The organism is Bradyrhizobium sp. AT1 (genome assembly GCF_001590795.1).
Classification (GTDB): Bacteria; Pseudomonadota; Alphaproteobacteria; order Rhizobiales; family Xanthobacteraceae; genus Bradyrhizobium.
The window spans coordinates 7,202,134-7,215,576 of record NZ_JXDL01000001.1; the positions used below are offsets into that span (position 1 = coordinate 7,202,134).

At 62.0% G+C, this 13,443-nt stretch carries 19 protein-coding genes and 1 pseudogene; 11 read left to right on the forward strand and 9 right to left on the reverse strand.

Features of this window, described 5'->3' with window-relative positions:
- A pseudogene (locus tag SE92_RS33190) lies at positions 1–279 on the reverse strand (general stress protein); the annotation flags it as partial.
- Positions 280–291: 12 nt separating this feature from the next.
- Positions 292–612 (reverse strand): hypothetical protein, encoded by a 321-nt coding sequence (locus SE92_RS33195; protein WP_063202871.1) that lies wholly within the window; start codon positions 610–612, stop codon positions 292–294.
- Between the two features lie 656 nt (positions 613–1,268).
- On the opposite strand from SE92_RS33195, the gene SE92_RS33200 reads away from it, so the two are divergent.
- On the forward strand, positions 1,269–1,460 hold the full coding sequence (locus SE92_RS33200; protein ID WP_063202873.1) for a Myb-like DNA-binding domain-containing protein: 192 nt from the start codon (positions 1,269–1,271) through the stop codon (positions 1,458–1,460).
- Positions 1,461–1,474: 14 nt separating this feature from the next.
- On the opposite strand, the gene SE92_RS33205 is transcribed toward SE92_RS33200, so the two are convergent.
- Positions 1,475–1,669: a hypothetical protein gene (locus SE92_RS33205; RefSeq protein ID WP_063921274.1), complete on the reverse strand. Its 195-nt coding sequence runs from the start codon at positions 1,667–1,669 to the stop codon at positions 1,475–1,477.
- Positions 1,670–1,798: 129 nt separating this feature from the next.
- Here SE92_RS33205 and SE92_RS33210 point away from each other — a divergent pair, with 129 nt between their 5' ends.
- Positions 1,799–2,026: a hypothetical protein gene (locus SE92_RS33210; RefSeq protein WP_063202877.1), complete on the forward strand. Its 228-nt coding sequence runs from the start codon at positions 1,799–1,801 to the stop codon at positions 2,024–2,026.
- A 235-nt stretch (positions 2,027–2,261) separates the two neighbouring features.
- On the opposite strand, the gene SE92_RS33215 is transcribed toward SE92_RS33210, so the two are convergent.
- Positions 2,262–3,032: an EAL domain-containing protein gene (locus SE92_RS33215; RefSeq protein ID WP_063202879.1), complete on the reverse strand. Its 771-nt coding sequence runs from the start codon at positions 3,030–3,032 to the stop codon at positions 2,262–2,264.
- A 355-nt stretch (positions 3,033–3,387) separates the two neighbouring features.
- On the opposite strand from SE92_RS33215, the gene SE92_RS33220 reads away from it, so the two are divergent.
- A complete protein-coding gene (locus SE92_RS33220) occupies positions 3,388–3,636 on the forward strand; it encodes a hypothetical protein (RefSeq protein ID WP_063202881.1) in 249 nt (82 codons plus the stop codon).
- Positions 3,637–3,769: 133 nt separating this feature from the next.
- Entirely contained in the window at positions 3,770–4,039 is a 270-nt protein-coding gene (locus tag SE92_RS33225) for a DUF6894 family protein (RefSeq protein ID WP_063202884.1), read from the forward strand.
- On the opposite strand, the gene SE92_RS33230 is transcribed toward SE92_RS33225, so the two are convergent.
- Complete coding sequence (locus SE92_RS33230) at positions 4,033–4,260, reverse strand: hypothetical protein (protein ID WP_063202886.1); 228 nt, start codon at positions 4,258–4,260, stop codon at positions 4,033–4,035. The genes SE92_RS33225 and SE92_RS33230 overlap by 7 nt on opposite strands.
- The gene (locus SE92_RS33235; RefSeq protein ID WP_063202888.1) at positions 4,257–4,457 is read right to left on the reverse strand and encodes a hypothetical protein; all 201 of its coding nucleotides are present in this window, start codon (positions 4,455–4,457) and stop codon (positions 4,257–4,259) included. Before SE92_RS33235 ends, SE92_RS33230 begins: the two co-directional genes overlap by 4 nt.
- Positions 4,458–4,781: 324 nt before the next feature.
- Here SE92_RS33235 and SE92_RS33240 point away from each other — a divergent pair, with 324 nt between their 5' ends.
- The 5 genes from SE92_RS33240 to SE92_RS35415 all read left to right on the forward strand — a co-directional run bounded on the left by SE92_RS33240 (position 4,782) and on the right by SE92_RS35415 (position 9,526).
- Positions 4,782–4,979 (forward strand): hypothetical protein, encoded by a 198-nt coding sequence (locus SE92_RS33240; protein WP_157095791.1) that lies wholly within the window; start codon positions 4,782–4,784, stop codon positions 4,977–4,979.
- Positions 4,980–5,037: 58 nt separating this feature from the next.
- The gene (locus SE92_RS33245; protein ID WP_245324774.1) at positions 5,038–5,850 is read left to right on the forward strand and encodes a DUF4261 domain-containing protein; all 813 of its coding nucleotides are present in this window, start codon (positions 5,038–5,040) and stop codon (positions 5,848–5,850) included.
- 60 nt (positions 5,851–5,910) lie between these two features.
- Entirely contained in the window at positions 5,911–6,531 is a 621-nt protein-coding gene (locus tag SE92_RS33250; RefSeq protein ID WP_063202892.1) for an imm11 family protein, read from the forward strand.
- Positions 6,532–6,906: 375 nt separating this feature from the next.
- Positions 6,907–7,551, forward strand: a complete 645-nt coding sequence (locus tag SE92_RS35410; RefSeq protein WP_084251934.1) for an imm11 family protein — start codon at positions 6,907–6,909, stop codon at positions 7,549–7,551.
- Positions 7,552–7,915: 364 nt separating this feature from the next.
- Positions 7,916–9,526, forward strand: a complete 1,611-nt coding sequence (locus tag SE92_RS35415) for an AHH domain-containing protein (protein WP_084251935.1) — start codon at positions 7,916–7,918, stop codon at positions 9,524–9,526.
- A gap of 125 nt (positions 9,527–9,651) precedes the next feature.
- On the opposite strand, the gene SE92_RS33260 is transcribed toward SE92_RS35415, so the two are convergent.
- The 3 genes from SE92_RS33260 to SE92_RS33270 all read right to left on the reverse strand — a co-directional run bounded on the left by SE92_RS33260 (position 9,652) and on the right by SE92_RS33270 (position 11,991).
- A complete protein-coding gene (locus SE92_RS33260) occupies positions 9,652–11,175 on the reverse strand; it encodes an FAD-dependent monooxygenase (protein ID WP_063202896.1) in 1,524 nt (507 codons plus the stop codon).
- A 225-nt stretch (positions 11,176–11,400) separates the two neighbouring features.
- Positions 11,401–11,745, reverse strand: a complete 345-nt coding sequence (locus SE92_RS33265; RefSeq protein ID WP_063202898.1) for a response regulator — start codon at positions 11,743–11,745, stop codon at positions 11,401–11,403.
- Between the two features lie 57 nt (positions 11,746–11,802).
- Positions 11,803–11,991 (reverse strand): hypothetical protein, encoded by a 189-nt coding sequence (locus SE92_RS33270; protein ID WP_063202900.1) that lies wholly within the window; start codon positions 11,989–11,991, stop codon positions 11,803–11,805.
- A gap of 455 nt (positions 11,992–12,446) precedes the next feature.
- Between SE92_RS33270 and SE92_RS33275 the strand changes: the two genes are divergently transcribed.
- Positions 12,447–12,776, forward strand: a complete 330-nt coding sequence (locus SE92_RS33275) for a hypothetical protein (RefSeq protein WP_063202902.1) — start codon at positions 12,447–12,449, stop codon at positions 12,774–12,776.
- 269 nt (positions 12,777–13,045) lie between these two features.
- Positions 13,046–13,426, forward strand: a complete 381-nt coding sequence (locus tag SE92_RS33280) for a hypothetical protein (protein WP_063202904.1) — start codon at positions 13,046–13,048, stop codon at positions 13,424–13,426.
- Positions 13,427–13,443 lie beyond the last annotated feature (17 nt).

Consider the following 13,443-nt stretch of genomic DNA (forward strand, 5'->3'; position numbering starts at 1 on the left):
ACCGAGGCCGGGAATCGCGAGCAGGCCGAGGCCGGCGAGAAGGCCCGCGGCGCCGCCGAGGCCCGCGCCGATTCCGGCACCGGTGCCGGCGCCTTCAGCGCGATCGTCGACGCCGTCGCGATCACGATCGACCTTGCCGGAGCGTGAGCCGTACCAATTGTCGGAATTGTTGGCGACGATGCTGATGTCGGAGTGCGGCACGCCGGCTCCTTCGAGCCGGGTCACGGCGCGCTCGGCGTCGGCATAGGTGTCGTAAAGGCGGGAAATGGTGGTTGTCATGTGCATGTTTCCTTACTTGGCGGGGTTCACGTTGCCCTGGAAGTCCAGGCTGACGTCGGTCTTGCTGCCGGCCTTGTCGGCCTTGCCGCGCCAGACGCCCTGGTCGTCCTTGTGCAGGCCGGAGACGTTGGAGTAACCGGCGCCCTCGATCCGCGACTTCGCCTGTCCCTCGGTGAAGCTGTTGCGGCCCTCGACCGGCTTGTTCGAATTGTTGTGGTCCGAGCTGTTGACCGCGTTGTTGCCCGGCCCGCTTTGCGCGGGTTGCGACTGGGCGCTTGCGGGCACGGCTCCGAGCATCAGCACGGTTGCGGCTAGTAAGGTAAGACGTCTCATTTTTTGTTCTCCGGCGGTGAATGTGCCGGCGACAACAAGTGAGATTCGAAATGGTTGCTTTGGCAGAAGCTGCAGAGTGCGGCAGCCTCGCAATAAGCGCGCCTCGGTGAGATCCAAATCGACGTTGCGTTCGTAACAGATCCGCGCGCTCGACACTCATGTGCCGTAACCGAACCTTCTTCTGACTTCCGCGACTCATGGAACAACTGTCCACTTTGGTACTTAGGAACCTGTCTTTCACGCCGGGGCCGTCATGACCGAGAAGAACGAAGCAGCGCAGCTTCCGTCCGGCCGCCCGCAGGCCGGCCCACCCTGTCCGAAGTGCAGCACGCCGGCGCGGTTCGTCACATCCGTGCTGGACGTCAAGCGAGACAGGCAAGTCATGGTCTTTCGGTGCGACCCATGCGGGGACGAGATCTGGAGCTAGCAACGTCGCCGAACACCGCGCGCCAATCGGGCGCGCGCCGAGTTTATTCAGGGCAAAGCATCATTTGATAGGGCAGGGCGCGATCGCCGGCGGACAATAGGTGCAGGCGCGCGTGTTTGAGTCGGCGCGCCGGCGGCCTCGGCATTTTCGCTCCTCACGTCCAACCCCGGAGATGTCTGAGGCCGCTGCCGCGTTCGAAGCTTCAAGCAGACGAGAACTCAAGTCCATCATGCAATCCCGCTACCCGCTGTTGAAGAAGTGGACGGCAGAGGAGCATGAGCGGCTGAAGGCCCTCGCCGAGGCGGGGCGGCGGCCCGACGAAATTGCCCGCGAACTGAACCGGAGCGAAGCGGCGGTGCGGGTGCGCGCCTGGCAGCATGGCATCGTGCTCCGGCTGGTCACGTCGAAGCGCGGCAAATAGCTTTCAATTGCGGGTCACTTCGCCGTGGCGACTTCGGCATGGGTCGTTGCCGGCTGCCAGGGGGCGGGAAGGATGACGCGGATCGGGCGTGCGTCGGCTGTGCTCTGAACGGCAGGCTTGGCTTCGTCCTTGGCAGGCTCGGCCAGCGCCACGGACACCAAGGCGATCAGCATCGCGAGCGACGTCGTCACAAGTCTCACATCCAGCATCGCAGCCTCCATTTGCGCGTCAACGCGGCAGGCGGCGGTTGGTTCAGGCCAAGTGACCGGGAACAAGTGGCAATATTCTTGGTTTGAGGAAGACAGATCCGGAGCACCGGACTGCTGGAGGAGGACAATATGAACATCAAGACCATCATTGCCGCTGCCGTGCTGACGTCGTTTGCCGCGCCCGCGTTCGCGCAGGCGTTCTATGTGGTGCAAGACGTCAAAACCAAGAAGTGCACGATCACGGAATCGAAGCCGACCACCACCGAGACGACGGTCGTCAGCGGTGACACCGTGTACAAGACCCGGTCCGAGGCCGAGGCCGGCATGAAGACCGTCAAGGTCTGCACCACGAACTAAGGAGAGGAACGATGCCCGTACTTCTGCTCTGGGCCGTGCCGGCCGTGATCGTTCTCGGCGGTGGCGTCTATCTGATCGGCCACATGCACTGAGACGACAATCGGCATCGTGGGCTCACGGTGCCGGACTTTCGAGGGAGGCCGCGCAAGCGGCAAAAAGCCCGCGTGGAGCGATCCGCGCGGGCTTTTGACGTCCCGGTTTGCTGCCCGGGAAAAACAGGAAAGGCCGGCTCGGCTCACCCCGCGAGCGACACGTCGATGCGCTCGAATCCGCGCACCGTCGGCAGCGACATGAAGCCAGGCTTGGCGAAATGATAGCCTTGAAACAGCGCGATGCCGGCAGCGCGCAGGACGGTGAGCTCGGCCTCGTTCTCGACGCCCTCGGCCAGCACCGTGATGTCGAGCTCGCGCGCGATTTGCGCCACGCCTGCGATGATGACCTGCTTGGGCCTGCTGAGATGGATGTCGCGCAATAGCTCCATGTCGATCTTGATCAGATTCGGCTGCAGCCGGGCGAGCAGGCCGAGGCCGGCATAGCCGGCGCCGAAATCATCCAGTGCCGTCCAGAAGCCGAGCGCCTTGTAGGCGCGCACGATGTTCTCGACATGGGCGGGATCGCTCATCCGCTCGTTCTCGGTAAACTCGAACATCAGATTGGAGGCCGGGAAATTGGCGCGGCGCGCGGCCTCGAGCGATTTCTGGATGCAGGCGCGCGGCTCATACACGGCGTTCGGCATGAAGTTGATGGAGAGTCGCGTGTGCGGATCGGCAAACAGCCGGCCGGCGGTTTCGATCGCCATGACGCGGGCGGCCTGGTCGAAGCGGTAGAGCTGGGCGTCGGTGAGCTGGCTGAGCACGCTGTGCGCGCTCTCGCCGTTCGGGCCGCGCACCAGCGCCTCATAGCCCCAGACCCTGTTCTCGCTGACGTCGACGATCGGCTGGAACGCCATCCTGAATTCGAACGGCAACTCCGTCCCGTCGGCACATCCCGCGCACTTCACGACCATCTCTAAAACTCCCTCAGGCCCTTCACCTGGCGGGACGTTATGGAGAGGGCGTTAAGGAACAGCGAAGCGTGGCCGAGGTCCGCCGGCAGGGCGTTTCCCATGTTCAATTGTGGACACAAGCAAGCCGTCCATCGCCGTCAGGCCCCGACGAAACACGCCTGAAACAGAGCTGAAACCCGATTGTCCTGAACTCCGCGTCCCCACGCCTCGACCAACGAAGCGAAAAGGAGATCATCATGATCCAGATCGGTTCGAAGGAAGAAGTCGCGTTTCTGCTGGCGCTGTTCGGCACCCACACCCAGCCGGTGAAGCGGCCGAAGCCGAAATCGCAGCAACGCTGAGAGGCTCGAAAGCCATGCCCGGTTTGGCCGAATGCCAGAGCCTGCTCAGGCTCCTGATCGCCCGGGGCGATCCCAAGGCCATCCCGCTCGCCAAAGGCGCCATCGACCAGTATCTGAACACGGCGCCGGTGAGCTGCCGCGGGCGCGGCCTGCGCGTGCTCCAGCGCGACGCGCTCGACCAGCATGATGTCGCGGTCGGCGTGCAGCGCTCGTTCGCCGAGACGGTGGACGCTTATATCGCGTGCAAGCTCGCGGAAGAGTAGCGCCCGGCGGGCAACAGATGTGGTCGTCGACCTGCGCGCCGTGTTCCCTGAACTCGTTGGTCCAAAAGAATTTTTCGATGGACGAGCAACCTTTGCCCCCTCCCGGGCCTCTTAGGGGTAAAGGAATACGCACATGGCGCGATATTACTTCGACTTATGCGACCAGCACGGAGCCGCGCTCGACGAAGAGGGGCTGGAGCTGTCCAACGTGCGCGCGGTCCAGGCCGAGGCGGCCAAGTCGGTCGGCGACATGGCGCGCGAGGCCATCGCTTCCGCACCGGCGACCGGCAGACCGCAGAGGATGGCGATCGAGGTTCGCAATGCCGGCGGGCCAGTCATGCAGGTGACATTCAGCTTCGCGATCGAGACGTTCAACACACGAACGCCTTCCGGCGATCATTGACGCGTCAGCGTCGGCCGGGATTGCTGCTGCGGTGGCGGCCAAGATTGCCCGGACTCGAGCACCGCGATCTTGCGCCCGAGCTGCCAGACCTCCACCTTGCCGTGCCGCGTGAACTGCCGTGCGAAACTGAGAGCGGACTCGTCGGTCGGGGCCTCGAACGCTTCGGCGGAGCGGAAGACGCCATCCTCGCCGACGAGATAAGCGCGATATTGCTGGCTCATGTCGGCGCCCTCAGGCCGGGCGAGCGCAGCCAGGCATCGATCTGCATGGCGGTCTCGTCCTGCCGCGCCCGGCGCAGCAGCATCTCGCGGCGGCGCCCCGGCGACAGCGCGCGGGCTTCCTCGCGGCAGCGCGTCGCTTCGTCGGCGAGACGTTGGGTGAGAGTTCGGGTCTGTTTGAAACGGCGACGCGTCAGCATGGCGCATGTCCCTTGTTCAAGTGGGGCGGGAGCGCGAACCGGCGTTCTCATCACCGATCTCGTGCCACGGGCCTTGCAGTGATGGGTCAAGGCTAGGCCCGGCGCGGCGCAGAGTCTGTATCTTTTGATACGTACGCAGATTAAATCTTGGCGTGTAAGTTCAGTGGTATGAGCCACTTACTCAACTTGAGTGAGTAGGGACGAAAGTCCGCACTGAGCCAAAGCGAGCTCAGTTCGTTGACATGACATCACCGGCCGAAGGCTTTGTCCGTTGGCGTCGGCACCGATGAGTGCTTCCGCCTGCAAAGCGAAGGGAGCACACCGATGCCGGTGTATCCGTCCGTGCCAGCCGGTCATGCGCAGGCGGACATCATGCGAGAGCTGATGCGCAAGGCCCGCGAACTGCTGCAGCAGCCGCCGCCCGATACGTTTCTCGGACGCAGCACCCACGAGCCCTTTGCGGATCCGCCTAGCGGCGTGCTCTGGCTTGCAAAGCGAAGAGAGCTTCAAGAACGCCGTTGACGATGTTCTTGTTATGTTCTATGTAAAACGTATCTCAACCTCCGGCTGAAGCGGCCGCGTGCCGGTTGCAGCCTGGATTTTTGCGGATCTGTTGATGAGTAGCTCGCTTCTTTCTTTGGTCTTGTTGGACAACCCGGCGACGCCGGACATGTCAGCGGTCGCCGAGATCCTTCACGCCCGGCATCCGGAGTTGGCGCGGGAGCCGAGGGACGACGCAGCTGCGTGGCAGGCTCAAGCAAACTCGCCGCTCATCCGCTGCGGCAATGCGCTCGTTGCGGTCATGTCAATGCCGGCACCTATTCCACACGACGAGGGACTGTGGGCGCGCGCCGCTTCGACGTGGCCGGAGGGCAAAGCGGTGGCCGCCCGGCATCGCGGTCATCTGATCGTGTCGATGCTCGGAAAAGGTGAGCAGCCGCTTCAAGCCGCGCGCGTCACGACCGCCGTCATCGGTGCGCTGATTGCGACGATGCCCGAGTGCTGCGGCGTTGCGTGGGCCGGCCGTGTGGCACGGCCCGCCGATCTCTGGCTCGAGGCGTCCCGCGATTGCTTCGCGCCGTATCCCAACTATCCCTTCGGCCTGTGGGTCGACACTCTTCCGTTCCGTTCAGGTGCGAAGATCGGCGCCGTCACGATGGGGCTATCCGCGTTCGTCGGTCGCGAGATCGAATTCGTGACCGGCAAGCTGACGCTTTCGGCATTGTTCGACAAAGTGACCGGGCTTGCTGTGTATTTGATCGAGCATGGTAGCGTCGTGAAGGACGGCGATACGATCGGGGCGAGTGCGAGCGAGCGCATCCAGGTGCGTTACAAGAATTCTGATGCGTTTGGCGGGCTGCCGGTGTTTTACTGTACCGACGATTCCGTATAGGTGAGCGACATCGGCACACAGCGCCCGACAGGGCAAAGCTTCGTAGACGAGTGAAGACTGATGGTTGGTTCTCCCCCAAAGCGGCGCCAGATCAAGGCAAAGGAGCGAAAGTTCTGTGTCGTCGGCATTGGCGGTTTCCGCACCGCGCCGGCATGTGAGATAGAAAACCTCGCAGCTTTGACGGGCGGACGCCAAGTCCTCATTCCGCCGCGGGAGCGGGGCTTCGTGCCCTTCCCTGAACCACCGCGGCTTGTCGTCGACAAATCTCTCGGCCGTGCTCCCGCGGACTGGGAGCTCTTTCACGACTACCGGCTCGTTTCCGAGCGGATGAAGAATCTTCTCGAGAGATTGGACCCGAAGGGCGTTTGTTTCGTCAGATGCGAGACCCGATACCAGGATGGCCCTACGGCGCCACCTTATTGGCTTTGTGATATTGTCAGGGTTCTCGATGCTGTGGACGAAGCGAAATCGGTTCTTGAGATCAAGTATCCCACGCCCGATCGCAAGGTTTACAATTTGAGCAAGACAAGCAGCCTCATCTTCAAAGAGGATAGCGTCGGCGCGGCTCACGTCTTCAGGCTTCGCTTCTATCCCATGGTCGTCTGCGATCAAGTGCTGAAGGATGCGTGTAAGGAGGCGGGCATCAAGGGCATTGGATTCACCGACGCGACGAAGTATTGACGTCGTGCGCTTCGGTCGCCGATCTCGAAGTCATTCGTCGAGAAGTCCTGCTAGAATGCTTGCTCGTTGACACGTCGGGCAAAACACCGGCAGAGTGGCATCATTGAGATGTATTTGAATGATGCTCGCGGCGCGCTGCGGGCTTTATTTTTGTGGTCGGTACTCTGCATGGAGTCATCACAACGACGACGCAGTTCAATCGCGTCTCATGATTCGAGGGCAATGTACGTCTGGTGAACCAGCGAGAGACGCGAAAGCGCCGCTATGACGCAAAGAGGTGGCGAGTTTGTGTGGTAGTGGGCTGGAGTTGCCGTTCGGATGAAAGAACTGAGGGACTCATTTTCACAGGGACCCAGACAACTGGCAGCATAGAAGATGAGCAATGAACAGCCGAAGCAGGACAAACGCTCCTCGTTGCAGAAGCGAAAATTCTACAGAATGGACTTCTATCGAACCGGCAACCCCTGTGATTTCCAAATTACGAACGACCCTTCTTCGCTAGAGCCGGGACACTTGTCGGATTTCGCGGGGCCGACGCCACGCGTCACATTCAACCCGCGAAGGCGTCGGCCTCGAGATTGTGAACTCTGGTATTCGTTCTGGCTTATCTCTGACCGGGCTAAGACCGTGTTTGAGGCCGTCGACCCCGAGGCTTTTTCCTTTGTTGTCTGCGACGTGCATGTTCCAAATGGGGTCTGGGACGGACCTCGCTACTGGTTCTGCGACGTGCGTCGCTCTCTCGACGCACTGGATGAGGAGCGATCGCGGTTGACCATCGGTATTTGCAACGATCCGATCTACCGAGACTTCGGTCAAAAGTACTACGATTTTTTCGGAGATGTTGAACTCGTTTTCAAGGACGAGCTGGTTGGCGATGCGCACGCGTTTCGAATGGCGTACGCCAGACAATGTGTCATTTTTGACCAAGCGATGAAAGATGCCTGGAAGGCAGCAGGCCTCAGGGGCATGTTGTTCGAAGAAGTTTCCTATCTCCCTCTGATCGCGTCCGGACGAATTTGACGAGCTCTCCGCCGATTAATGGTCGGCCGAGTCATAGCGTCTGTTAGTGGTGGAGACGCTTCCCACGCACAAGTCAGACGGAGCCACGCCTGAAATCTCTGCCACCCGGTCTCGCTCGTCGTTGGGAGGGTGGAGGTTGGTTCGGCCGAGCTGATCCTCGCCGGACATCACTTGAGCACGCCTGAACGGCGATATCCCGCGACTCTCACCAGTTTCTGTTCAGCCTCGTAACCACCCGGACCGGCGAGCCCGGTTGGCGACTGTGTGACTCGCACGCAGTGGCTGAACTGCGTCCGAGATTTGGCGAGCTCTCGCGAAAATCAATCAACTCAACTCACCAAGAGCCATCGAGCATCGGGGCCATATGTCGATTTTTGCCTTTCACCACATGATCCCGCAACAGTTCGCCGATCATGAAGCGTTTCGCGGCATCGATAAACAGACATTCGGAGTCTACTCCCTCGCAAATGGAATCTATCTTCCGGTGACTCATCAGCTCGCCGCGGAAATGGGAGTATCGGCGCACCCGGGAGGGCACATGCCGCTCTACTACGGTGCCATCGAATGCGTCCTTGATCGAATCGCCAATATCCCCGAGCCGGACGTTCGCGAGGCGAAGATCAGAACGCTCATGGATGCGATGCGCATTGGCTTCGATAACGGTGATCTCTACACAAACGTGCCCATTGGGAAGACAATGGAGGAAGTCAAAAAGGGTATCAATGACGTCATCAAAGCCAGCGAGGAATATGTTAAGGGTTATCCGGATTCACTTCAAAGGATCAGGGACAAAGAACAGACGGGCTCGCAGACCGGACAAGATCATCTACCGCTATGGTCTGCAATACTAAGCAACCCGCGAAGAGAAGAACTGACGATCGAGGCAATCAGGAGCAATCCAAATCTCAATATCACGTCAGGCAATAAACATCTGCGCGGAACGCCCTTCGCCAAGTTTGCGCCTGTCGATGATGATTTTCGCGTCCCGCCAACGACTTCTGTCAACCCGGCCGACATTCCCTCGTCGCCGCCCTTCTTCCCGCCTTTTCTCGGATGGCTTAACGAGCCAGAAGGACTCACCCGGAGTGATCCCCGCTTCATGGGCCTATTGCCGCCAAGTTCCGCGCCAAATCCGGATGAGCGGCGGCTTGGACAACTGCCTCCCAGCATAGCTATGCCGCCGCCACCACAGGTCTTGCAATTCAACTCCGAAACAGGCGACCTGCTTAAGTTCTCGGATGGATCGCTCTTGACGGGTCCGGATCCGCATAACATGCCACGCGATCCGGCAGATCGGCCGGCTGTTTTGGGTGGCATGTCATTGTTCGCGGCAGCAATGGCAGCACCCGCGTTGCTGCCCCTGTTGCCGGCTCTCGCTCCGATTGCGGCTTTAGGGTTACTAGGCGCAACGGCGGCTCGTGGAGAGCCTGCTGGCGGCGAGAAGGACAGACTATCTCGACCAGGCCCGAATGATATGCCCAGTGCCGGCAACGGTAGCCTTGCGACGGGAAGTGGCCCAGCTGCATCGCAAGCCGCGGGCCGGCCGCTCGATCAGGCTCCGACAACTGCGGACGTCTTCGACGATCGGTTTGGACACTGGACCGTAACGCCGAGCGGCATCACACCAGACCTGTCAGGAAATGCGCAGAATCCACCCATTGCAGGAGCCGCCAAGCTTGAGGACGTCCAGCATCTCAGCGGCGTGAACGCATCGAATGCCGACAGCGCGTTTGCGTCGGGAAGCACGTCGGTTCCGCACTTTCCTCCCGCAGATTTCAACGACCGGTATGGTGGTTGGAGAGTGCAGATGGGCGCAAGTCAGCGGCAGTCGAGCAAGCCGATCGGTGTGTTTGCCGACGAACCGAGCTACCTTATTCCGCCGCCGATCTTCGGGGTGGATGGTTCCAGAAGTTCGAGCAACGACGCTGAAGAGTGGTTCTCGCGCTGGATACGGCCGTTGCTTCCACCACAGTGACGAGTTTCGGTTCAAGATCGTTCGTTTGACTCGTCGGGCAAAGCACCGGCAGGAATGTCATCCTCGGAAAAACTCGATAAAGCCCGCGGGGCGCCGAGGGCTTTATCTTAAGCGAAGTGCGCGCACTACGCTGCAACCGGCCCGAACCACCTCGTCAGCGCCTCCTCGAGCCCTTGCCGGCTCTCGCCTCCCACCCAGGCCACATGCCCGTCGGGTCGCACCAGCACGGCGCCCGGCGCAGCAACCCGCCCGACGACCGGAAGCTCCCACACGCCATCATAGTCCGCATCGACGACATCGACGCGATCCGCCCAATGCGCCGCGTCGATGTCGCCGCGCTTGCCGAAATTGAGCAGCACGCCGCGCGCGCGATGCAGCAGCGTGAACAGGGGCAGCTTCCGCCCCTCGATCGTCAGATCGAGATCGGGCATGCGCCGGCCGAGCAGCGCGTGGCCTTCGCCGAGATCGTAGGCGATGTCGAGCCCGCTCATCATCGCGCCGAAGCGCCGGCGCGGCTCGTCCATGGCGAGCAGCTCGGCGAGCGCCTCGCGCGCGGCCTTGCGCCCCTCGTCGCCGCGGCGGAGCAGGGCGATCTGCGCCATGGTGTTCTTCAGCACGCGCGCGGCCACCGGATGGCGCTCGGCATGGTAGCTGTCGAGCAGGCTCTCGGGCGCGATGCCCTTCACCACCTGCGCCAGCTTCCAGCCGAGATTGACGGCGTCGTGCACACCGAGGTTGAGGCCCTGTCCGCCGACGGAATGATGGATGTGCGCGGCATCGCCGGCGAGCAGCACGCGGCCCTTGCGATAGGACACGGCCTGCCGGGCCGCATCGGTGAAGCGCGAGATCCAGGCGTGGTTGGTAGCGCCGAAATCGGTGCCGTAGACGGCGACGAGCGCGTCGCTGAGATCGCGCAAGGTGGGCGCGCCGGCGCGATCGAGCGTGGCTTCCGTCACGACGACCAGCACGCGGCCGCTCTCGGTCTGGCTGAGGCCGTGAAAGCCGAGCGCGTCGTGACGCAGGCCGAATGCCGGCGCCTCGCGCATCTCGACTTCGGCCATCAAATTGCTCAGCGTCGGATCCGAGCCGGGGAAGTCGATGCCTGCGCTCTTGCGCACCAGGCTGCGCCCGCCGTCGCAGCCGACGAGATAGTTTGCACGCAGCGTCGGGCCGCCAGAGAGCGTCACGTCGACGCCGGTTTTGCCTTGCGTAAAACCCGTGACCTCACGGTTGCGATAGACGGGGACCGCGAGCTCTTCGATCCAATCGGCCAGGATCTGCTCGATGCGGCTCTGTCGCAGCTTCAGCCCGTAATTGTGCCGCGTGGGGAGATCGCTGATGTCGAGCCTGGTCCAGGCAAAGCCGGCGAGCTGAAGGATCTCGCCTTCGCGCAGGAAGCGGTCCGCGACGCCGCGCTGATCGAGGATCTCGAGCGTGCGCGCGTGCAAGCCGCCGGCGCGCGTCTCGAGGATCGCCTGATCCGGGCGCCGCTCGACGATTGCGACATCGACGCCGGCGAGCGCGAGCTCGGCGGCCAGCATCAGCCCGGTCGGGCCGCCGCCGGCGATGACGACGGCATGGTCGGTCTGGTTGTGCGGGCCGGCGCTTGACGCGCGGCGTGAACGGGACGTCGGAAGCAGGACAGGCATGTTGACCCCTCGGCTTGTCATGGGTCGGGGGTTCTACGGCAGGAACGGGGACTTGAAGCAAGCCGCTTGCGCACCACATATCGAGTTGGGAGGAAGAACTCCTTCGTCCGCGTTTCGCCGCGTTGACACGTCGGGCAAAACACCGGCATAGTGGCATCATCGAAGAGTTTGGTTCAGCCCGCGCGGAGCGATCCGCGGCGGGTTTTGTTTTTTGCCGGCGGAGGTTCAGCAGACGCCGGCGGTTCGCTGCAGGATGTCGGCGAGTTCCTCGAACGAGAATGGCTTCCTGATCATCGGCAGGCCGCCGCGCCGCGGCTCGCGGCCGGAGAGTTGCAGGATCTTCAGCTCCGGCTTGCGCCGTCGCGCGAGCTCGGCCAGCTCATGACCGTCCATGCCGGGCATGTTGATGTCAGTGATGAGGATGGAGATCTTCTGGTTTTGCCTGAGACGGTCGAGCGCGTCCGCGCCGCTGGGGGCGCTGATCACCTCGCAGCCGAGCTCTTCCAGCATGGCCACGACCACCTCGAGGACGGCGGGATCGTCGTCTACAATCAGGACAGTGTGGCTCATCGCTAGTTCCTTCCGACTGGGACCAACGTGTCGGTCGCAGGGGAAGTTCCTTCCGACCTAATCGTCCTTCGACAAATCGCCTGGCTTGGTGGGAAGGTCGATAGTGCCGCCATCGCCGTGCACGAGGTCGCGGTCGCTGTCTTCGGTTTGGCCGGCATCTTCAATGATCGCGACCTGCAGATCGCGCTCCTTGTCGCTGCGGGGCTTTGTGTCGCGGCGCGCTGTCTGTCGAGATGTCCTGGGCATCGTGGTGGTCCTCCGAATCCACTAACGCCTGTTGAGCGCGTTCGTTCGTTTGACTCGTCGGGCAAAACACCGGCATGATGGCATCATCGAGACGAGTTTGGTTCACCCGCGCGGACATCATCCGCTGCGGGTTTTTTCGTCTCGATTGCAGAATCGGACGGCGGCGGCGCATTGCGGCCACGCACTCGTCAAACCTGGAGCGCCGATCGGCGCGCCGCCGTCCGAACCAATGCTGGCCGTGCACGCGCGAACGTGCCGGCCCGCGGCGCAGGGCCCATTGTCCGCGCCGCTGCGGTCTCCGGAAGACACGGAGATAGGGTTCGCGCCCGAAACGATCGCGCCTCGCCTGGCGCGATCTGCCGCGCATTTTCTTGTCTGGGAGGGACGATGACCGCCTATCTGATATCGCTCGCGCTCGCGGGCCTGGTCGCAATCGTGTTGTGGGAGATGGTGTCATGAATGACGAAATCGCAGGCGAGCTTGCAAGCGAGCCGGTCCGACCGCCGGCTACCAGGACGTCGCCCAGGGCGCACCCGCCCGCCGAAATCCGCTCGCTGGCCCGTGGCCATACCAAGGCGGCCCTGAAGGTGCTCGTCGGCATCATGCGCAACGACAGTGCGACGCCGGCTGTGCGCCTCTCGGCGGCCAACGCCGTCCTCGATCGCGGCTGGGGCAAGTCGGCGCAACCGATCGAGAGCGGCGAAGAGGGCGCGGAAACGATCCACCGGGTCGAGCGCGTCATCGTGCTTCCGCACGACGCCGCCGGCGGTGGAGAACGAGGGTGAGGGGTGAACTATAGAACCTCACCAGAGATAGGAATGGCGCCTTTCATGAAATTCTGCACAATCGCGGCCTTGAATCGTCGGAATTGTTCGTGATTCAGGCGAGGCTGTCCGACTTTGCGGAGGGGCCAACGTGGATGAAGGAGAGCCGCGGTCACAGCGACGGCCGCTGACAACGGGATCCCAGCGGTTCACGGATGAGATATCAACGTCGGCAGGACTGCTGATCACGCCAGCCAAGCGCGGGAGCAATCAGTCCGCGGAGATCGATCATGGACACTGAGTCATTCTTCGAGGCGCTCCCTGCGATTAACAATTACTCGACTGTCGCTTCAATCGTATGCGTGCTTCCAACATACTTTCTCCGTCTTCCGCCTGCGACTTATAGAATCGTCCTGTCCCTGGGCATCATCTTCGGCCTTTCGATGTCGGCGGTTGTAATGGCAGCGGTCTTTTGGCCGCATCCGCATCAATTCGATAGGTTGTTTATCGTCCTTTTGCTCATTTATTTTTCGCCGCTTGTCGTGGTCCTTATCGCGATCCTTGTACGCATTCACCGCATAACCCGTGTTGGCTTATGGAGCTCGGTGGTTCTGGCTTGCGTCATCCTCGATTGGGCAGGAATCTCTTTTCTTTTCTTCTCTCTTTCGTAGAGCCCACTCAACAAAGT

Excerpts from the sequence above, each read along its gene's own strand:
- SE92_RS33195 (WP_063202871.1), bottom strand. The coding sequence starts at position 612 with ATGAGACGTCTTACCTTACTAGCCGCAACCGTGCTGATGCTCGGAGCC.
- SE92_RS33200 (WP_063202873.1), top strand. The coding sequence starts at position 1,269 with ATGCAATCCCGCTACCCGCTGTTGAAGAAGTGGACGGCAGAGGAGCAT.
- SE92_RS33205 (WP_063921274.1), bottom strand. The coding sequence starts at position 1,669 with ATGCTGGATGTGAGACTTGTGACGACGTCGCTCGCGATGCTGATCGCC.
- SE92_RS33210 (WP_063202877.1), top strand. The coding sequence starts at position 1,799 with ATGAACATCAAGACCATCATTGCCGCTGCCGTGCTGACGTCGTTTGCC.
- SE92_RS33215 (WP_063202879.1), bottom strand. The coding sequence starts at position 3,032 with ATGGTCGTGAAGTGCGCGGGATGTGCCGACGGGACGGAGTTGCCGTTC.
- SE92_RS33220 (WP_063202881.1), top strand. The coding sequence starts at position 3,388 with ATGCCCGGTTTGGCCGAATGCCAGAGCCTGCTCAGGCTCCTGATCGCC.
- SE92_RS33225 (WP_063202884.1), top strand. The coding sequence starts at position 3,770 with ATGGCGCGATATTACTTCGACTTATGCGACCAGCACGGAGCCGCGCTC.
- SE92_RS33230 (WP_063202886.1), bottom strand. The coding sequence starts at position 4,260 with ATGAGCCAGCAATATCGCGCTTATCTCGTCGGCGAGGATGGCGTCTTC.
- SE92_RS33235 (WP_063202888.1), bottom strand. The coding sequence starts at position 4,457 with ATGCTGACGCGTCGCCGTTTCAAACAGACCCGAACTCTCACCCAACGT.
- SE92_RS33240 (WP_157095791.1), top strand. The coding sequence starts at position 4,782 with ATGCCGGTGTATCCGTCCGTGCCAGCCGGTCATGCGCAGGCGGACATC.
- SE92_RS33250 (WP_063202892.1), top strand. The coding sequence starts at position 5,911 with ATGGTTGGTTCTCCCCCAAAGCGGCGCCAGATCAAGGCAAAGGAGCGA.
- SE92_RS35410 (WP_084251934.1), top strand. The coding sequence starts at position 6,907 with ATGAGCAATGAACAGCCGAAGCAGGACAAACGCTCCTCGTTGCAGAAG.
- SE92_RS35415 (WP_084251935.1), top strand. The coding sequence starts at position 7,916 with ATGTCGATTTTTGCCTTTCACCACATGATCCCGCAACAGTTCGCCGAT.
- SE92_RS33260 (WP_063202896.1), bottom strand. The coding sequence starts at position 11,175 with ATGCCTGTCCTGCTTCCGACGTCCCGTTCACGCCGCGCGTCAAGCGCC.
- SE92_RS33265 (WP_063202898.1), bottom strand. The coding sequence starts at position 11,745 with ATGAGCCACACTGTCCTGATTGTAGACGACGATCCCGCCGTCCTCGAG.
- SE92_RS33270 (WP_063202900.1), bottom strand. The coding sequence starts at position 11,991 with ATGCCCAGGACATCTCGACAGACAGCGCGCCGCGACACAAAGCCCCGC.
- SE92_RS33275 (WP_063202902.1), top strand. The coding sequence starts at position 12,447 with ATGAATGACGAAATCGCAGGCGAGCTTGCAAGCGAGCCGGTCCGACCG.
- SE92_RS33280 (WP_063202904.1), top strand. The coding sequence starts at position 13,046 with ATGGACACTGAGTCATTCTTCGAGGCGCTCCCTGCGATTAACAATTAC.